We start from the raw sequence: 17,705 nt of genomic DNA on the forward strand, positions 1-17,705 counted from the left end.
CCATGAACCAGGAAACCCTGCCCAGCCATCTCGACCAGTCGCCGGAAGTCCGGGCCCGCTTCGAACGCATCCGCAACCGCGAGGTCATCCTCGAGGTGCGCGGCCTGGGCAAGCGCTACCGCACCCCCCAGGGCGACACCGAGGCCCTGAAAGGCATCGACTTCAGCGTGCGTCGGCGCGAATTCGTCTGCGTCATCGGCCCCTCGGGCTGCGGCAAGTCGACCCTGATCCGCATCCTGGCCGGCCTCGACCAGCACACCGACGGCGAGGCCCTGCTCGACGGCAAGCCGATCAAGGGCCCGGGCCAGGACCGCGGCATGGTGTTCCAGGGCTATTCGCTGTTCCCCTGGCTGACCGTCAAGAAGAACGTCATGTTCGGCCCCCAGATGAACGGCCGCGGCCGCGACGAGGCCGAGCACGACGCCATGATGTGGCTCGATCTGGTCGGCCTGGAGAAGTTCGCCGACGCCTACCCGCACCAGCTTTCCGGCGGCATGCGCCAGCGCGTCGCGATCGCCCGCGCCCTGGTCAACCAGCCCCGCATCCTGCTCATGGACGAACCGTTCGGCGCCCTCGACGCGCAGACCCGGGCCCGGATGCAGACCCACCTGATCGACATCTGGAAGAACATCGACATCACCGTGCTGTTCATCACCCACGACCTCGACGAGGCCATCTACCTGGCCGACCGCATCCTGGTCCTCAAGGCCCACCCGGGCGAGGTGCAGGAGGTGATCGAGGTGCCGGTGCCGCGGCCGCGCACGCCGGGCCAGTTCAACAGCCCGGAATTCCGGGCCACCAAGGCGCGCCTGGAGGAACTGATCCACCCGGCCGCCGAGCACGCCCCCGAGGACGAGGAGGACGACAAGGTGAAACCGCACCTGATCCGCCTCACCGACATCAACGACAACGTCGAATAGAGAGAGCGACGCAATGCTTTGGCAAGACCTGACCTGGTCCGAAATCCCCGACGTCCTGGCCCGCTGCGGCCAGGCCGCCATCCTGCCGGTGGGCGCCACCGAGCAGCACGGCCCGCACCTGGGCACCGGCGTCGACTTCATCATCGCCGAGCGGCTGTGCGCCGCCGTGGCCGCCAGGACCGGCGTGCCCATGCTGCCGACCCTGCCGTACGGCTGCTCGCTCGGCCACAGCCGGCGCTGGCCGGGCACCCTGGCCCTGCCGCCGGTGACCCTGATCGAAGTGGTCAAGCAGATCGGCGACTGGGCCTACCACTCCGGCATCCGCCGCCTGTTCATCGTCAACGCCCACGTCACCAACGCCGCGCCGCTGCGCTGCGCCCTGGAGATGCTGCGCGCCGAACACGACGACCTCATGGTCGCGGTGATCAACACCGCCACCATCAGCGAGCGGGTGCGCCACTTCCACTTCGCCGACGCCGAGGACTGGCACGCCAACGACGCCGAGACCTCGATCATGCTCGCCATCGCCCCCGACTCGGTGCGCCCGGACAAGTTCGCCGAGGCCGACGACCCCGACCGCACCTGCGGCTGCGTCTTCGCCCATCCGGTCAACCGCACCAGCGCGAACGGCGTCACCGGCACGCCCAGCCAGGCCAGCCGCGGCAAGGGCCAGGTCTGGTTCGACTGGCTGGTCGAGGACCTGGCCGAGCGCGTCCGCATCGGCTGCAGCGAGCAGCCGCCCCTGCCCCATTCCTATTTCGAGACCGCCTGAGCGGCCCCGCCATCCACAGACCAAGGACATCATGTACACCACGGAACAGATCACCAGCCTGAAGCAGGAACTCACCGGCAAGGGCGTCAAATACTGCATCGGCGCCTACGTCGACATCCACGGCGTGCCCAAGGCCAAGGTGGTGCCGATCGACCACCTCGGCCACATGGCCAAGGGCTCGGAGCGCTACACCGGCTACGCCCTGGACGGCCTCGGCCAGGCCCCCAACGACGACGAACTGACCTCGGTGCCCGACCTCGACCGCGCCATCCAGCTGCCCTGGGAGCCCAAGATCGCCTGGATCCCGGCCGACAACCACTTCCAGGGCCAGCCCTACGCCCTCAACACCCGGGTCGCCCTGAAAAACCAGCTGGCCGAGGCCGCCAAGATGGGCTACGGCATGAACCTGGGCATCGAGTGCGAGATCTTCCTGCTCAAGCAGGGCGAGGACGGCAGCCTGTCCGTGCCCGACCCCGAGGACAAGCTCAACAAGCCCTGCTACGACGTGCGCGGCTTCACCAACAACTTCAGCTGGCTGGACAAGATGGCCACGACCATCAACGACCTCGGCTGGGACCTGTATTCCTTCGACCACGAGGACGCCAACGGCCAGTTCGAGTTCGACTTCAACTACGCCGACGCCCTGACCACCTGCGACCGCCTGACCTTCTTCCGCTTCATGGCCAAGCACTACGCCCGCGAGGAAGGCCTGGTCGCCACCATGATGCCCAAGCCCTTCGCCGACAAGACCGGCAACGGCGCCCACTTCAACATGTCGCTCTACGACCTCGGCACCGGCAAGAACCTGTTCGCCTGCAAGCCCGAGGAGGACCCCAACGGCATCGGCCTGACCCCGCTCGGCTACAGCTTCGTGGCCGGCATCCTGAAGCACGGCCGCGCCCTCTGCGCCGTCTTCGCGCCGACCGTGAACAGCTACAAGCGCCTGGTCCGCCGGGGTGCCATGAGCTACTTCTCCTGGGCCCCGGTGTTCAACTCCTACGGTTCCAACAACCGCACCAACTCGGTGCGCATCCCGGCCGGCGGCGGCCGCTGCGAGTCGCGCAACGCCGACGGCGCGGTCAACCCCTACCTGGCCGCCACGCTGGTCCTGGCCGCCGGCCTGGAGGGGGTCCGCGAGGGCCTCGACCCGGGCAAGCCGAACGAGGACAACCTGTACGCCATCAGCGAGGCCGAGCGTGCCGAGCGCGGCATCGAGTTCCTGCCCCAGACCCTGCAGGAGGCGGTCGAAGCCTTCGCCGCCGACCCGCTGGTCGAGGCCACCCTGGGCAAGGAACTGCGCGACGAGTTCATCCGCTACAAGACCGAGGAATGGGAGGCCTACCACTTGTCGGTGAGCAAGTGGGAAGTCGAACGCTACAGCTACATGTTCTGAGCCGCGCCATGAAGACGAGCCAACTGGAAAAGCCCACCTCCCTGGTCAGCCGGATCAGTGTCTCGCTGCCGCCCGACCTGCTCACGGAACTCGACGCCATGGTCGAGAGCCGCGGCTACCTGAGCCGTTCCCAGGCGATCGGCGAGATGGTCAATTACCAGTTGGCCGAGCACAAGCGGCGGCTCGGCAACGAAGTCATGGCCGGCACCCTGACCCTGCTCTACAACCGCGCCACGCGCGGCCTGCAGGGCAAGCTGGCCGACCTGCAGTACCAGCACATCGCGGAAGTCATCAGTTCGCTGCACGTGCACCTGACCGAGGACCAGATGCTGGAAGTGGTCCTGGTCCAGGGCCCGGCCGCCAAGCTGCAGGCGATCGCCGACGAGATGCTCGCCCAGCGCGGCGTCATCACCGGGCGCCTGCAACTGCTGGCGGCGGTCATCCCGCCCCTGCACGCGCCCGCGGACGCCATCGAGGAATAACCATGGAACATCCGGAAATGCTCATCGACAACCCGCCCGCCTCGGCCCCGGTCGACGCGCCCGAGCACTGGCGCCGCTTCGCCCCCGACCTCGACCCGGCCACGGTGCTGTTCTCCGAGCTGGTGCCCGGCGGCGGCCACTGGTCCTACCGGCTGCCGCGCGGCACCACCCTGCGCCTCACCGCCCTGGACGCCGGCGCCAACCTGTCCGTGGTGCTCTACTCCGCCCAGGAGAAACTGGAGCGCTACAACATGCCGGATTCCCTCAAGGCCCAGCACACCGCCCACTACACCCGCGGCCACGTCCTCATGAGCGACATGGGCCGGAGCATGGCCTCGATCACCCGCGACAGCGTCGGCTGGCACGACCCCCTCGGCCTGCTGCTCGACAACCGCCTGATGAAGGAGAAGTACGGCCAGCACGACTACCAGACCTACCGCAACGGCATGTACCGTTCCGGCCGCGACGGCCTCTTGGTCGAGATCGCCAAGTACGGCCTGGCCAAGCGCGACCTGGTGGCGCCGGTGAACTTCTTCAGCAAGGTCACGGTGGACGCCGACGGCCGCTTCCACTACGTGCCCGACCACGCCCGGGCCGGCGACCACGTCGACCTGCGCCTGGACATGGACGTCCTGGTCGCCTTCTCGGCCGCGCCGCACCCGCTCGACCCCCGGCCCGCCTACGCGCCGGGCAAGATCGGCCTGGCGGTCTGGCGCTCCGGGCCGGCCCCGGCCGACGACTACTGCCGCGCCTTCCGGCCCGAGAACGCGCGCGCCCTGTTCAACACCGACATGCTCTACCTGGCCTGAGGAGACCGCCATGACCGCGACCGCCATCCGTATCCGGGAAAGCAGCCTCGATCCCGCCGCCGCCGTGCTCGACCACGTCGTGCCGGCCGGCGAGCCCTACCTGCTCGCCATCGAGCGCGGCCAGACCCTGCGCATCGTCGACCTGGAAGGCAACCAGGCCGTCGACGTGATCTTCTACAACGCCGACGACGGCGCCGAGCACTACAGCGCCACCGAGACCATCCTGCGCCAGGGCGGCATCTACCTGACCACCGGCTCGGTCCTGTACAGCGACGACGGCAACCCGATGCTGACCATCGTCGCCGACACCTGCGGCCGCCACGACACCCTGGGCGGCGCCTGCGCGGCCGAGAGCAACACCGTGCGCTACGCCCTGCAGAAGAAGTTCATGCACAGCTGCCGCGACAACTACCTGACCGCCCTGCAGCACGCCGACATCGGCCTGGGCAAGCGCGACCTGGTGCCCAACATCAACTTCTTCATGAACGTGCCGGTCACCGAAGCCGGCAAGCTGACCTTCGAGGACGGCGTCTCCGCGCCCGGCAAGTACGTCGAACTGCGCGCCGAGATGAACATCTGGATGCTCGTCTCCAACTGCCCGCAGCTCAACAACCCGTGCAACGCCTACAATCCGACACCGGCCCGGTTCCTGCTCTGGAACCCGCAGTGAACTGACGCGACACCCGGCCCGGGACGTCCCGGACCGGCACAACCACGCGAGCGGGACGCCCCGCCTGAGGAATCCGATGTTCAAGAAGGTCCTGATCGCCAACCGCGGTGCCATCGCCTGCCGTATCCAGCGCACCCTGAAGAAGCTGGGCGCGGCCTCGGTCGCGGTCTACTCGGAGGCCGACGCCGGCGCCCGCCACGTCCTCGAGGCCGACGAGGCCTACCTGCTCGGCCCCGCCCCGGCCGCCGAGAGCTACCTGCGCGCCGACAAGATCCTGGCCATCGCCAAGCAATGCGGCGCCGAGGCCATCCACCCCGGCTACGGCTTCCTGTCCGAGAACCCCGACTTCGCCGACGCCTGCGCGGCGGCCGGCATCGCCTTCGTCGGCCCCACCGGCGACCAGATGCGCGCCTTCGGCCTCAAGCATACGGCGCGCGAACTGGCCGAGCGGAACGGCGTGCCGCTGCTGCCCGGTTCCGGCCTGCTCGGCGACGTCGGCCACGCCCAGGCCGAGGCCAGGCGCATCGGCTACCCGGTCATGCTGAAGAGCACCGCCGGCGGCGGCGGCATCGGCATGCGCCTGATCTGGAGCGAGGACCAGCTCGCCGAGGCCTATGCCTCCGTGGACCGCCTGGCGCGGGCCAACTTCAAGGAAGCCGGCATCTACCTGGAGAAATACGTCGAGAAGGCGCGCCACATCGAGGTGCAGATCTTCGGCGACGGGCGCGGCAAGGTGGTGGCCCTGGGCGAACGCGACTGCTCCGTGCAGCGGCGCAACCAGAAGGTCGTCGAGGAGACCCCGGCGCCGGGCCTGAGCGACCGACAGCGCGCCGATCTCCTGGCCACGGCGGTGCGCCTGGGCGAGGCCGTGAACTACCGCTCCGCCGGCACCGTCGAGTTCGTCTACGACGCCGGCACCGGCGCCTTCTACTTCCTCGAGGTGAACACCCGGCTGCAGGTCGAGCACGGCGTCACCGAGGAGGTGACCGGCATCGACCTGGTCGAGTGGATGCTGCGCCAGGCGGCCGACGACATGGCGCCCCTGGACAGCTTCCGGATCGCCGCCAAGGGCGCCGCCATCCAGGTCCGCCTCTACGCCGAGGACCCGAACAAGAACTTCCAGCCCAGCGCCGGCCTGCTCACCGCGGCCCGCTTCCCGAGCGACATCCGGGTCGACGCCTGGGTCCAGGACGGCACCCTGGTGCCGCCCAACTACGACCCGATGCTGGCCAAGCTGATCGCCTACGGCCCGGACCGGGAAACCGCCCGTAGCCGCCTGATCGCCGCCCTGGAGGCCTCGGAGGTGGCCGGCATCGAGACCAACCGCGCCTACCTGGCCCAGGTCCTGGACTATCCGGACTTCGTCGCCGGGCGCCAGATCACCCGCATGCTGGAAGGCTTCCACTACCGGCCCGCCAGCGTCGACGTGCTCGAACCGGGCGTCCAGTCCAGCCTGCAGGACTGGCCCGGCCGGACCGGCTACTGGGACGTCGGCGTGCCGCCCTCGGGGCCCATGGACGCCCTCTCCATGCGCCTGGCCAACCGCCTGGTCGGCAACCCGGAGGGCGCCGCCGCGCTGGAGCTGACCGCCGCCGGCCCGACCCTGAAATTCAACTGCGATGCCGTCATCGCCCTGGCCGGCGCCCACATGGCCGCCCGCCTGGACGGCGAGGTCCTGGCCTACTGGCGCGCCCACCCGGTCAAGGCCGGCTCGGTCCTGCAACTTGGCCGCGTCGACGGTCCCGGCCTGCGCACCTACCTGGCCGTCGCCGGGGCCTTCCAGGCGCCCGACTACCTCGGCTCCAAGGCCACCTTCAGCCTCGGCCAGTTCGGCGGCCACGGCGGCCGCACCCTGCGTACCGGCGACGTCCTGCACCTGCTGCCCGGGGCCGGCCCCGCCGGCGCCGGGCTCGCGGCCGCGCTGCAGCCGGAGCTGACCGACGAATGGGAGATCGGCGTCCTCTACGGCCCGCACGGCGCGCCCGACTTCTTCACCGCCGAGGACGTCGACACCTTCTTCGCCACCGCCTGGGAGGTGCACTACAACTCCTCGCGCACCGGCGTCCGCCTGATCGGCCCGAAGCCGCACTGGGCGCGCACCGACGGCGGCGAGGCCGGCCTGCATCCGTCCAACATCCACGACAACGCCTACGCCATCGGCGCGGTCGACTTCACCGGCGACATGCCGGTCATCCTCGGCCCGGACGGCCCCTCGCTGGGCGGCTTCGTCTGCCCGGCCACCATCGTCCAGGCGGAACTCTGGAAGATGGGCCAGCTGAAGCCGGGCGACCGCGTCCGCTTCAAGCGCCTGACCCGGGCGCAGGCCAACGCCCTGCAGCGGGCCCAGGACGCCGCCATCGCCGGCCTCGACCGGCCCGCCTGCGCCAGCCTGCCGGCGCAGCACGCGCCGCTCGCCAGCCCGGTCCTGCGCCACCTGGCCACCGAGGGCGAGAAGCCGGCCCTGGTGGTACGCCAGTCCGGCGACGCCAACCTGCTGTTCGAACTCGGGCCGCTGGTCCTGGACATGGAGCTGCGTTTCCGCATCCAGGCCCTGATGGAGGCGGTCAAGGCCGAGACCGCGGCCGGACGCCTGCCCGGGGTGCTCGACCTCACGCCCGGCATCCGTTCCCTGCAGGTCCACTTCGACCCCCGCGCCGTCGACCAGGACACCCTGCTCGACGCCGTGGTCGCGCTGGAAGAAGGCCTGCCGCCCTTGGACGACATGGAGGTGCCGTCGCGCATCGTCCACCTGCCGCTGTCCTGGGACGACCCGGCCACCCGGCTGGCGATCGAGAAGTACATGCAGTCGGTGCGCCCGGACGCGCCCTGGTGTCCGAGCAACATCGAGTTCATCCGCCGCATCAACGGCCTCGACAGCATCGAGGACGTCTTCAACATCGTCTTCAAGGCCAGCTACGTGGTCATGGGCCTGGGCGACGTCTATCTCGGTGCGCCGGTGGCCACGCCGCTGGACCCGCGCCACCGCCTGGTCACCACCAAGTACAACCCGGCCCGGACCTGGACCCCGGAGAACGCGGTCGGCATCGGCGGCGCCTATCTATGCGTGTACGGCATGGAAGGCCCGGGCGGCTACCAGTTCGTCGGCCGCACGGCGCAGATGTGGAACCGCCACCGGGTCACCGCCGACTTCGCGAAGCCCTGGCTGCTGCGCTTCTTCGACCAGGTCCGCTTCTACCCGGTCGGCCAGGACGAGTTGCTCAAGCTGCGCGAGGACTTCGTCAGCGGGCGCTTCAAGCTCGAGGTCGAGCCGGCCCGCTTCAGCCTGCGCGAATACCGCCGCTTCCTGGCCGACAACGCCGAGTCCATCGCCACCTTCAAGACCCGCCAGCAGGCCGCCTTCGAGGCCGAGCGCGAACGCTGGAAGGCGGCCGGCCAGGACGTCGTGACGACCGACGAGACGGTCGCCGAGGCCGGCCCGGACAGCGAGCTGGACCTGCCCGAGAACGCTCGGCCGGTGGCCAGCCACGTCGCCGGCTCGGTGTGGAAGGTCGAGGCCAAGGTCGGGGACCTGGTGCAAGCCGGCCAGACCCTGGTCATCGTCGAATCGATGAAGATGGAATTCGCCCTGGTGGCGCCCTGCGCCGGCAGGCTCAGCCACCTGTTCTGCAAGGAAGGCGGCGCGGTTTCGGCCGGCCAGGACCTGCTGGTGATCGAGGAGGCCGGCCAATGACGCCCCTGAGCCTGGACATCGCCAGCCTCAAGGCCGCCTACGCGGCCGGCACGCTGACCCCCGAGGCGGTCGCCGAGGAGGTCATCCGGCGCACCGCGGACGACCCGAACCGGGTCTGGATCGAACGCCTCCCCGACGACGCCATCCTGGCCTACGCCCACGCCCTGGCCGACAAGGACCCGGCCGCCCTGCCCCTGTACGGCATCCCGTTCGCCATCAAGGACAACATCGACCTGGCCGGGGCGGCCACCACGGCCGGCTGCCTGGCCTACGCCTATCTGCCGGAACGCAGCGCCTTCGTCGTCCAGCGCCTGGTCGACGCCGGCGCGATCCCGGTCGGCAAGACCAACCTCGACCAGTTCGCCACCGGCCTGAACGGCACCCGCTCGCCCTACGGCGCCTGCCGCAACGCCTTCGATCCGGAGTACGTCTCGGGCGGTTCCAGTTCCGGTTCCGCCGTGGCCGTCGCGAAGGGCTACGTCAGCTTCGCCCTGGGCACCGACACCGCCGGCTCCGGCCGGGTGCCGGCGGCCTTCAACAACCTCGTCGGCCACAAGCCCAGCCTGGGCTGGCTGTCGGCCACCGGCATGGTGCCGGCCTGCCGGTCGTTGGACACCGTCTCGGTGTTCGCGCTCACCGCCGAGGACGCCGAGGCGGTCATGGCCGCGGCGGCCGGCTATGACGCCGCCGACGCCTATGCGCGGCCGCTCGCCGGGCACGGCTTCGACTTCGGCTCGGCACCGGCCTTCCGGGTCGGCGTGCCCCGCCCGGAACAGCTCAACTTCTTCGCCAACTCCGAGACCGAACGCCTGTTCGCCGACGCCGTCGCCCGCATCGGGGCGCTCGGCGGCGAGTGCGTCGAGATCGACCTGCAGCCCTTCCTGGACACCGCCAAGCTGCTCTACGACGGCCCTTGGGTGGCCGAACGCCAGGCCGCCGTGGGCGCCTTCCTGGCCGCCCACCCGGACGCCGCCCTGCCGGTGATCCGGGACATCGTCGGCGGCGCGGCGCGCTGGTCGGCGGCCGACGCCTACGGCCACGGCTACCGCCTGAAGGCCTACAAGCGCCAATGCGATGCCATCCTGGCCACGGTCGACTGCGTGCTCATGCCCACCGCCGGCACCGTCTACACCATCGCCGAGCTGGAGGCCGACCCGGTGCGCCTGAACAGCAACCTGGGCTGGTACACCAACTTCATGAACCTGCTCGACTACGCCGCCACCGCCGTACCGGCCGGCTTCCAGGCCGACGGCCTGCCCTTCGGCGTCACCCTGTTCGGCCAGCGCGACCAGGACGGCCCGCTGCTACGCCTGGCCGCCAAGATGCAGCGCGCGGCGGGCGGCCAGGCCGGTGCCACCGGCTTGCCCTTGCCGACGCCCTGGCCGGCGCCCCGCCTGCCCAGCGGCCAGGTCCGCGTGGCCGTCTGCGGCGCCCACCTGTCCGGCCTGCCGCTCAACGGCCAACTCACCTCGCGCGGCGGTCGCCTGGTCGCCGCGGTCAAGTCGGCCCCGGAATACAAGTTCTACGCCCTGCCCGGCGGCCCCCCTACCGACCCGGCATGGTGCGCGTCGCCGAGGGCGGCGGCGCGGTCGAGATGGAGATCTGGGAAGTGCCGGCGCGCGAGTTCGGCTCCTTCGTCGCCGGCATCCCGGCCCCCCTCGGCATCGGCATGGTCAAGCTAGCCGACGGTGGCTGGGTACAGGGCTTCGTCTGCGAAGCCGCGGCGGCGGCCGGCGCGGAGGACATCACGGCGTTGGGGGGGTGGAGGGCTTATCTGGCGGGACGGAGAGTTTCCACACCATAAATGGATCGTCCATAGTGAATGTAAATAGTGACGATCAAACTTAATCGTCACGATTGCAAACTGGCTAGGAGATGGTAGGTTTAGCCCAATCGTAAATCTCTCTTGCCAGTTCAGCTGCTGACGGCAGACTCACTACGCGGAACCCATCTTGCTCCAATTTCCATTCGTATTCGCCAATTACATTCTCAATTCGCTTGTAATCCTTTGGCTCGATTGAGTCTGAGCTAGGCAGGAGCAGAAAAAGACCGACATCGTTCAGCTTCCGAACGCGAGAGTAGGTTGTCAAATCCCGACTTGACTTAAGCAGATTAAGCTCAACGCTTTGCGGTGTCTTATAGACCGCGGACGTGACGCTTCCGCAGGCCCGCGCAGTAAGAAGGTTAAGGTCGAGATAATGCTTAACTCCATCCTCTTCCAGTAAAATCCCTTGGTTGTTTTCGTTGACGATTCGGTCAAAATCAAGATGGGCTATGCGTTTCAGTTCGTCGTTTACAATTTTTCTCGCATGTGGTGTGTCCATTGATTCAAATTCACTCTTCAGCTTGTTCGGAATTGGCGACATTATCACCACTTCTCGGAAGAGTCTTTCAACGGTTAGCTCTAAATCGTCCCCTGATGTATACTGTGGCTGAGAGAGACTGAGGCAATAGGTGTCGAAGACAATCTCTGGAATGGCGATCTTTTGCTGAACGCCCCGGCGAAGTGTCTCCTCGGCATGAGCCATAATTTCTCGGATAGACTTCTGCGGAAAATAACTATGATAGATGCAATCAAATTTCCTTAGGTCGTCTAGTAACTTGAAATGCAAGCGTTCACCGGGAGACTGGACAACCACACCAACGGTAAAGCGTTGGGGCGCGAACACATCAGGCTGAATTTCGATGGTGCTCCACGCACCCGAAAACGCAACTCCAGGTATCTTTGTAGCTATGCTTCGTAGATGCGATACGTCGGCGTTCGATGAAAAATAAGAATTGCTCACGCTATCACCCCCAACGTATTTGCAAGCCACCCAGCCTGAGCACGCTCGTCGAGCGTTTTTAATACCTCGGTGGTTAGCGTTGCCGATAAATGCGGATATATTTTTGTGACAATATCTGCGATATCCGTGCGAACTGAATTAAACCCTGGTGCGTGCTTGCTTGCCGCATTTGCCATATCCACCTGGAAGCGCCGAAAATCTCCATAAGACAGGTGCTTCCGTGCTTCTGATAACAAACTTCTAGAATGGAATACTTTTCCGGTACGTGGCCAGAGCAGATCGTGAAGAATGGTCTCGTGGTCAATCGCTATATAACCACCGTTTGCTGAGCGAATTACATTGCCATAATTGCGATCTCTTAGATCTGTCCAAACATCAAATGATGCAATTTGCCTTGCATCTTTGCTGTGTAGGCATTGTCGCCGTGCAAGCCAGAACGCCCATGTATGTATCTGGCGAAGCGATTTACCGGCGACGACTTCGCAACACCAAGCTGGACAATAGTCGATACCATTAAGCTCCAGCGGGAGCGTCGTGCTTTGCCGCAATTGACTCAAGGGCACGATAACAATTGCCGCAAACGGCACGCAGGTGAGACCACTTGCACGAGCGAGCAGCCAACCAATTGCTTCACCAAGCAGTGAAGGGTAAGTAAGCGGCAGGAGTTTTACGAAACAATCTCGCAGTTTTCCGGTGCCGTCGGCAATTTTTGCTAAATGCGCTGTCCCGTTGGCCCCCAAGCTAGCTGGTCTTCCTCGATATTCACGCCATGCAGATGAGTCGAGAATAGGTACGCTCACCGTAACCCCCTAACAGTGTAACGAGCGAGTTTCGTTCGTTGTGTTTTACTTGTTGAAATCATAGCGCGCGTAGGGCGGAAAAGCGTAGCGTCTTCTGCCGAATGCATTATGGCTTACCCCACCTCTTACGCCCCGGTAGGTAGGTTGTCGCCACCTGCCAACCCCAGCAAAAGGGGTCAGTACAGAACAATCATCGGGGTCAGACCCCTATTGTTCTCTCAGATCGAGTAGGCATCCTCACCCAACCCAAGCTGGCCGAGAGTGTTCAAATCGCATCCCTGGCAGGCGGAACAGGCGAGGCAAGCATCGGCGGGATGAATCCCTCGTCGGTCAATGCCTTCACCACGCCGCGCAGGAGCATGTTGTTCGCGAAGCCGATGGTGTATTGCCGCGCCCCTTCCTTGATGGGCTGCAGCATGCCTGCCTCCACCAGTTTGCGGATCTGATAGGTGCGTTGGTTCGCATTCAGGCCGGCCAGTACCGGTTCCAGATCGTTTGCCTTGACGATGCCGAGCTTGATTGTCGTGTTGAGCACCGAGGCTTCCCGCGTCGTCACCAACTGCCGGTCGCGGGCGAAGGCCACGGCGGGCAGCAAAATCCTCGCCTGGAGTTGGGCATAGTCCGCCAGCCGGTCGATCTTGTTCAGTTCGTCGCGGATGCCCGCCAGTACATACGTGCACCAGGCCTCCAAGGCGGCGTCCGTACCGACATCGGCCGCCCCCAGCATGGCGTAGTAGCGCTCCCTGTCGGCGCAAAACACCGCCGCCGGGTTCAACAGCCGGCCCGCCGAGCTGACCCGGAAACCGTATTTGATCAGCTGGGCGTAGGTCAGCAGGCGCACCACCCGGCCGTTGCCGTTGCTGAAGGGATGAATCCAGGCAAAACGATGGTGCGCCAAGGCCACTTTCATCAAGTCGTACTTGGGCGGATCGGGCCGGTTGATGAAGGCCACCAGTTCGGCCATGTACTCGGGTACCCGTATCGCATCGGGCGGCAAATGCTCCGCCTGGGCTATCTTTACCGGACCACCACGGTAGGTCCCCGGCGTGCGGTCACCTTCCCGCTCGAGCGTATCGACCGTGGTGGCATGCAGGCCGCGCAGCAGGTGCTCGCTCAACGCCTCGCCCGGCTGCATGGCTTCTTCCACCTGGCGCATGGCCTGTTCGATGTTGGCGATTTCGCGCAACGCCTCGTTGTCGGCGCCCCCTTGGTGAACGCGGATTTCAACGTAATCCGCGAGTGTGGTGTGGTTGCCCTCGATGCGCGCCGAAGCCAGGCTTTCCAGCAGATGGAACACCTCCTTGAGTTGGAGAAATACGGGCGGCGGCGTGGTGCCGCGAATTTCCAGCCGGCGCAGGTGTTCCAAGTCGGTCAGCACGTCGAGCAGCGGTGAGTCGAAGCTCGGATTCAGCAACCGGAGATCGTGATGGACAAAGTGAGGCATGGCGCAACGCTTCTCGAATACCGTAAAAAATTATCTAAAACACCGTCCAAAAAATCATTTCAAGATAATAAGTTAGTTTCTAGCCGAAGGAATTTTATCTGCATTAGTTGGTGCGCACATCTGGAAAAACAGGGCGCTAAATGTTGAAACGCGGGCGGACGACAAGCTAGTTGGCGGCACCAGCCGTATGTGGCAGGCCCCCGGTAAATCCCGAGGAACTGGGGCCTAGCTTGCGGCTTGGCGGACAAGGCCGGGGAGCTTTGTGCCCCAATCTCGCCGCAGCCTCGGGCACCACGTTCGGCTAAGGCCGGAGCCTGATCCGGGCGCGAGGGAAGCGACGCGCCTGCCCCATTGACGGAAGGATTACCCCATCTCGCCAAGTCGTCTGGCGAATACCCCTGCGTTGGCGACTGGGTGGGCGACCACGCCACTTTGCGCGCACACAGACCCGTGACCACTTGCAGCAACACCCGGATCATCGCGTCCGCATGGTGGCGGCCGACGGTGTCGCACCGGACATCGCTGGACTTGGTGTCATGATTCCGAACCGGATTGGGCGTTTTTCCCCGCCATTGAGCGGCACTGCGGAGCGTGGAGCGCGCGAAAAGTCACCTGAAACTACGCAAGGGGTCGGACTTCCAAAACGGCCCCACCGAACTCGGCGCAAGACGGACCGCGCAATCCGCAACGAATACGCACGAACTAGCGTCTTCCACCCAGGGCAAGGTGGACCATGGTGCCCCAGGCGGGCGGCCAGCCGCGGATCAGCAGCGGCCCACCCGCACCGCCAGCGGCCAGGTCACCTGGCGGGCCACCTCCGGGTCGCCCCAGGCGCCGGCGATCTCGTCGGCTAGGGCGGCAACCGGGTCGCGGCCGACGGCGGCCAGGTAGCGGCCGGTCGCCGACCAGCTGCGGAAATAGCCGAGCAGGCGCGCCAGGCGCCAGTGCGTGGTCATGGCGAAGGCCGGCACCGCCAACTCGGCGAACGGGAATTCGAGGTCCCGGTAGCCGCTCTCCACCAGCGCCCGTTCGGGTGGCCAGTACGGTCCAACCACGTCGTGGTAGAAGCGCTGGACATGGGCGTTGACGCGCAGGTCGTCGACGCGCTGGACGCCATAGGTCCAGACCGCGAGGAGGCCGCCCGGACGCAGGACCCGGCGCACCTCGGCGTAGAAACGCGGCCGGTCGAACCAGTGCAGGGCCTGGGCCACGGTGACGAGGTCGGCCGAGGCGTCCGCCAGGCCGGATGCCTCGGCCGGCGCCTGGCGGTATTCGACGTGCGGATGGGCCTGGGCCCCGGCCAGCTGCTTCTCGCTGGCATCGGTGGCGACCACGCGGGCGAAGCGGGCCGCCAGGTCGACCGAGGCCTGGCCGCTGCCGCAGGCGCAATCCCAAGCGAGGGCGCGCGCCGGGGCCTGCTCGGCCAGCCAGTCGAACAGCGCCGCCGGGTAGCGCGGCCGAAAGTCGGCGTAGGCGCCCGAGACCGGGGCGAAATGGTCGTTGAACGGCTTTTCCAATTGGCTCATGCAGCCCTCCCGACGCCGCGCGCGGCACTGGCGCCAAGCATACACGCGCGGCCGGCGCTCAGGCCCGGACGATCTCCTCGTAGCGGCGCGCGAGTTCCCGGTAGAACGGGCCGGGGCAGGCCGCCATGCGGCGGCCGTCGACCTCGGCGACCGGGATCAGCTCGGCGCCGGTGCCGGTGAGGAAGCACTCGTCGGCGGTGTACAGGTCGTAGGGCGCCAGGGCGCTTTCCGAGACCGGGATGCCGGCGGCGAGCGCCAGTTCCAGGACCGTTTCGCGGGTGATGCCGGCCAGGGCCCCTTCGACCGGCGGCGGCGTCAGCAGGCGGCCGTGGCGGACCACGAAGACGTTGTCCGCCGTGCCTTCGGTGACCCGGCCGGCGGCGTTGAGCAGGATGGCCTCGTCGGCACCGGCCTGGTTGGCCTCGATGCGGGCCAGGATGTGGTTGAGGTAGTTCAGGCTCTTGATGCGCGGGTCGAGGCCGTCGGGCGGCAGGCGCCGGGTCGCGGCGATGATCAGGCGGGCGCCCTGCTCGCGCGACTCGCGGGCGACCATGCTCAGGCGGTCGGCGATGACGAACAGGCTCGGCCGGGCGCAGTTGCGCGGGTCGATGCCCAGGGCGCCCTCGCCGCGCGTCGCCACCAGGCGCAGGTAGCCGTCGGGACCGGCGAACGCGGCCACCGTCTCGGTCACCGCGGCGCCGAGGTCGTCCCGGCTGTATGGCAGGTCGAGGGCGATGGCACGCGCGGAATCCAGGAAACGTTCCAGGTGGGCCGCCAGCTTGAACGGCCGGCGGTTGTAGAAGCGGATGCCCTCGAACACGCCGTCGCCGTACAGCAGGCCGTGGTCGAACACCGAGATGCGGGCCTCGCCGGTGGGCACGAGCCGGCCATTCAGCCAGCACACGGCATGTTCATGCATGGTAACGCTCCATATAGGTCAGCAACATTGACTTATCAGCTTAGGGCTGGCCGGGCTAAAATGTCAACATGACTGACCTATCTGACACGACACCGGAACGCGAGCAGGCGCTCAACCAGGCCTTGGAAGCCCTCTTCTACGCCTTCAACGCCCTGGTCGCCCACCCCGACGCCATGCTGGCGGAACAGAACCTGTCGCGCGTGCACCACCGCATCCTGTATTTCGTCGGCCGCAATCCGGGCGTCTCGGTGAACGACCTGCTCGGCATCCTGGGGGTCACCAAGCAGTCGCTCAACGCGCCCATGCGCCGGCTCGCCGAACTGGGCTACGTGCGGGCGGATACCGACGCGGCCGACCGGCGCGTGCGCCGGCTCTCGCTGACGCCGGCCGGGCAGGCGCTGGAATCCGTCCTCTCGGGCGACCAGCGCGCCCGTTTCGCGCGCGTCTTCGCGCGCCTGGGCGCGGCGGACGAGGCCGGCTGGCGCCGGGTGATGGCCGGCTTGGCCGAGGACGAGGGGTTGACTTGACCGACCGGTCTATTATCATGCGCCACATGAACGCCGAATCCGACACCCGCTCCCGCATCCTGGCCGTCGCCCGCGACATGTTCCACGGCCGCAGCTATGCCGACGTGGGCATCCAGGAAATCTGCGAGGCGGCGCGCGTGCAGAAGGGCAGCTTCTACCACTTTTTCCCGTCCAAGCGCGATCTGGCCCTGGCGGTGATCGACGACATGGCGGACGACTGGGCGCACGGCTTCGTCGCCGAGGCCTTCGACCCAAGCCTGCCGCCGGTGGAGCGCCTGGACTACATGGTCGACGCCGCCTACTACTGGCAGAAGGCCTCCGCCGACCTGGAGGGCCGCATGCCCGGTTGCCTGTTCGGCAACCTGGCCCTGGAGATGAGCACCCGGGACGACGTCATGCGCGCCCGCCTGAACGCGGTGTTCGACAAGGCGCGCGACCAATTCCGCGCCACCCTGGACGAGGCGGTCGCGCGGGGCGCCCTGGCCGCCATGGACACCGAGGCGACGGCCTCCGCCATGCTGGCCTACCTGGAGGGCGTGATCCTGCTGGCCAAGACGCGCAACGACCCGGAGGTGATCCTGCGCCTGGGCCCTGCCATCAAGACCCTGAGGATAGAGATGGCGCACTGAGCTTTCCCGCCCGTCCCGGCCAAACCGGGACGGGCACCGACCCCCGGCCCGTTTTGGGCTTTTTTTGAACCCGCACTAGACCGACCGGTCTACTTGTGACAAGGAGATGCACCATGGAAAACACCCTCGACGCCCGCGGCCTCAACTGCCCGCTGCCGATCCTGCGCACCAAGAAGACCCTGAACGGCATGCAACCCGGCGACACCCTCAAGGTGGTGGCCACCGATCCCGGCTCGCTCAAGGACATGGCCGCGTTCTGCTCGCAGACCGGCAACACCCTGCTGTCGTCGCAACAGGCCGGCGGCGACTACGAATTCCTCATCCGCAAGGCCTGAAC

The 17,705-nt window shown here is 66.9% G+C and carries 15 protein-coding genes and 1 pseudogene; 11 read left to right on the forward strand and 5 right to left on the reverse strand.

The genetic code is table 11. The features are described from left to right. The first annotated feature begins 2 nt into the window (after positions 1–2). The 8 genes and pseudogenes from EZJ19_RS08690 (at position 3) to atzF (ending at position 10,541) form a co-directional block, all read left to right on the forward strand. Positions 3–920: an ABC transporter ATP-binding protein gene (locus EZJ19_RS08690; RefSeq protein ID WP_131446660.1), complete on the forward strand. Its 918-nt coding sequence runs from the start codon at positions 3–5 to the stop codon at positions 918–920. 13 nt (positions 921–933) lie between these two features. Next, positions 934–1,692, forward strand: coding sequence for a creatininase family protein (locus EZJ19_RS08695; protein ID WP_131446662.1), 759 nt, complete (start codon positions 934–936; stop codon positions 1,690–1,692). A gap of 31 nt (positions 1,693–1,723) precedes the next feature. Then, on the forward strand, positions 1,724–3,085 hold the full coding sequence (gene glnT, locus EZJ19_RS08700; protein WP_131446664.1) for a type III glutamate--ammonia ligase: 1,362 nt from the start codon (positions 1,724–1,726) through the stop codon (positions 3,083–3,085). 8 nt (positions 3,086–3,093) lie between these two features. Next, positions 3,094–3,567 carry a nickel-responsive transcriptional regulator NikR gene (gene nikR, locus EZJ19_RS08705; protein WP_131446666.1) on the forward strand — a complete coding sequence of 158 codons (474 nt, stop codon included), beginning with the start codon at positions 3,094–3,096 and terminating at the stop codon, positions 3,565–3,567. A 2-nt stretch (positions 3,568–3,569) separates the two neighbouring features. Beyond that, positions 3,570–4,376, forward strand: a complete 807-nt coding sequence (locus tag EZJ19_RS08710) for an urea amidolyase associated protein UAAP1 (protein WP_240754712.1) — start codon at positions 3,570–3,572, stop codon at positions 4,374–4,376. Between the two features lie 10 nt (positions 4,377–4,386). Next, positions 4,387–5,046, forward strand: coding sequence for an urea amidolyase associated protein UAAP2 (locus tag EZJ19_RS08715; RefSeq protein ID WP_131446668.1), 660 nt, complete (start codon positions 4,387–4,389; stop codon positions 5,044–5,046). A gap of 76 nt (positions 5,047–5,122) precedes the next feature. Continuing rightward, positions 5,123–8,737, forward strand: coding sequence for an urea carboxylase (uca, locus tag EZJ19_RS08720; RefSeq protein ID WP_131446670.1), 3,615 nt, complete (start codon positions 5,123–5,125; stop codon positions 8,735–8,737). Next, positions 8,734–10,541 (forward strand): annotated as a pseudogene (atzF, locus tag EZJ19_RS08725) (allophanate hydrolase). Before uca ends, atzF begins: the two are co-directional and overlap by 4 nt. A 64-nt stretch (positions 10,542–10,605) precedes the next feature. Here the strand turns inward: atzF and EZJ19_RS08730 are convergent. From EZJ19_RS08730 to ilvE, 5 genes are all read right to left on the reverse strand, one after another. Then, positions 10,606–11,523 (reverse strand): hypothetical protein, encoded by a 918-nt coding sequence (locus tag EZJ19_RS08730; protein WP_131446672.1) that lies wholly within the window; start codon positions 11,521–11,523, stop codon positions 10,606–10,608. Continuing rightward, a complete protein-coding gene (locus tag EZJ19_RS08735) occupies positions 11,520–12,323 on the reverse strand; it encodes a hypothetical protein (protein WP_131446674.1) in 804 nt (267 codons plus the stop codon). Before EZJ19_RS08735 ends, EZJ19_RS08730 begins: the two co-directional genes overlap by 4 nt. Positions 12,324–12,588: 265 nt before the next feature. Then, positions 12,589–13,767 carry a Fic family protein gene (locus EZJ19_RS08740; RefSeq protein ID WP_131446676.1) on the reverse strand — a complete coding sequence of 393 codons (1,179 nt, stop codon included), beginning with the start codon at positions 13,765–13,767 and terminating at the stop codon, positions 12,589–12,591. Positions 13,768–14,531: 764 nt separating this feature from the next. Beyond that, positions 14,532–15,293, reverse strand: coding sequence for a class I SAM-dependent methyltransferase (locus EZJ19_RS08745; RefSeq protein ID WP_131446677.1), 762 nt, complete (start codon positions 15,291–15,293; stop codon positions 14,532–14,534). 58 nt (positions 15,294–15,351) lie between these two features. Beyond that, positions 15,352–16,212, reverse strand: a complete 861-nt coding sequence (gene ilvE, locus EZJ19_RS08750; RefSeq protein WP_131446678.1) for a branched-chain-amino-acid transaminase — start codon at positions 16,210–16,212, stop codon at positions 15,352–15,354. 68 nt (positions 16,213–16,280) lie between these two features. Here ilvE and EZJ19_RS08755 point away from each other — a divergent pair, with 68 nt between their 5' ends. From EZJ19_RS08755 to EZJ19_RS08765, 3 genes are all read left to right on the forward strand, one after another. After that, positions 16,281–16,739: a MarR family winged helix-turn-helix transcriptional regulator gene (locus EZJ19_RS08755; protein ID WP_131446680.1), complete on the forward strand. Its 459-nt coding sequence runs from the start codon at positions 16,281–16,283 to the stop codon at positions 16,737–16,739. A gap of 26 nt (positions 16,740–16,765) precedes the next feature. Further along, positions 16,766–17,368 carry a TetR/AcrR family transcriptional regulator gene (locus EZJ19_RS08760; RefSeq protein WP_131446682.1) on the forward strand — a complete coding sequence of 201 codons (603 nt, stop codon included), beginning with the start codon at positions 16,766–16,768 and terminating at the stop codon, positions 17,366–17,368. Positions 17,369–17,481: 113 nt separating this feature from the next. Then, positions 17,482–17,703, forward strand: a complete 222-nt coding sequence (locus tag EZJ19_RS08765; protein ID WP_131446684.1) for a sulfurtransferase TusA family protein — start codon at positions 17,482–17,484, stop codon at positions 17,701–17,703. The last annotated feature ends 2 nt before the right edge of the window (positions 17,704–17,705 follow it).

The organism is Parasulfuritortus cantonensis (genome assembly GCF_004337445.1).
GTDB lineage: Bacteria > Pseudomonadota > Gammaproteobacteria > Burkholderiales > Thiobacillaceae > Parasulfuritortus > Parasulfuritortus cantonensis.

What these genes read in the sequence shown, in the direction of transcription:
- EZJ19_RS08715 (WP_131446668.1), top strand. Translation starts at nt 4,387, where the DNA reads ATGACCGCGACCGCCATCCGTATCCGGGAAAGCAGCCTCGATCCCGCC.
- ilvE (WP_131446678.1), bottom strand. Translation starts at nt 16,212, where the DNA reads ATGCATGAACATGCCGTGTGCTGGCTGAATGGCCGGCTCGTGCCCACC.
- EZJ19_RS08695 (WP_131446662.1), top strand. Translation starts at nt 934, where the DNA reads ATGCTTTGGCAAGACCTGACCTGGTCCGAAATCCCCGACGTCCTGGCC.
- EZJ19_RS08710 (WP_240754712.1), top strand. Translation starts at nt 3,570, where the DNA reads ATGGAACATCCGGAAATGCTCATCGACAACCCGCCCGCCTCGGCCCCG.
- EZJ19_RS08760 (WP_131446682.1), top strand. Translation starts at nt 16,766, where the DNA reads ATGAACGCCGAATCCGACACCCGCTCCCGCATCCTGGCCGTCGCCCGC.
- glnT (WP_131446664.1), top strand. Translation starts at nt 1,724, where the DNA reads ATGTACACCACGGAACAGATCACCAGCCTGAAGCAGGAACTCACCGGC.
- EZJ19_RS08765 (WP_131446684.1), top strand. Translation starts at nt 17,482, where the DNA reads ATGGAAAACACCCTCGACGCCCGCGGCCTCAACTGCCCGCTGCCGATC.
- uca (WP_131446670.1), top strand. Translation starts at nt 5,123, where the DNA reads ATGTTCAAGAAGGTCCTGATCGCCAACCGCGGTGCCATCGCCTGCCGT.
- EZJ19_RS08690 (WP_131446660.1), top strand. Translation starts at nt 3, where the DNA reads ATGAACCAGGAAACCCTGCCCAGCCATCTCGACCAGTCGCCGGAAGTC.
- EZJ19_RS08740 (WP_131446676.1), bottom strand. Translation starts at nt 13,767, where the DNA reads ATGCCTCACTTTGTCCATCACGATCTCCGGTTGCTGAATCCGAGCTTC.
- nikR (WP_131446666.1), top strand. Translation starts at nt 3,094, where the DNA reads ATGAAGACGAGCCAACTGGAAAAGCCCACCTCCCTGGTCAGCCGGATC.
- EZJ19_RS08755 (WP_131446680.1), top strand. Translation starts at nt 16,281, where the DNA reads ATGACTGACCTATCTGACACGACACCGGAACGCGAGCAGGCGCTCAAC.
- EZJ19_RS08745 (WP_131446677.1), bottom strand. Translation starts at nt 15,293, where the DNA reads ATGAGCCAATTGGAAAAGCCGTTCAACGACCATTTCGCCCCGGTCTCG.